This window comes from Pseudomonas sp. HMSC076A11 (assembly GCF_001810205.1).
Taxonomy (GTDB): domain Bacteria; phylum Pseudomonadota; class Gammaproteobacteria; order Pseudomonadales; family Pseudomonadaceae; genus Pseudomonas; species Pseudomonas aeruginosa.
In genome coordinates, this window is record NZ_KV800250.1 from 1 (window position 1) to 329 (window position 329).

The window sequence follows — 329 nt, forward strand, 5'->3', positions numbered from 1 at the left end:
CTTTTTATAGATTGAATAATATTCCTTGTGTAGTTTTTCATCGGGGGAGTACCACATTCTGTCAACATCGGGACTGGTCTTATCAAAAACTCCGGACATGAAGAGGGCAGCATCATCATTTCCTTGACTGGCAGCAAGAAGATAATATCTTGCTGCTTTTGGAAAGTTGTGTTCAACGAGTTCGTAGTAACTCCCCAACTCATAGTTTGCCGGAGCATAACCCTGACTCGCAGCACATTGGGTATATGCCAAACCCAACTCTCTGTTTTTGGCCACATAAATATAAAGCTTACCCAGTTCGGTTAGCGCCGGCGGATTTCCTAGGCTAG

General features: G+C 44.1%; 1 pseudogene. It reads right to left on the reverse strand.

The annotated features are described in order from the left end of the window. Positions 1-329: pseudogene (locus HMPREF2716_RS28295) on the reverse strand (sel1 repeat family protein); the annotation flags it as partial.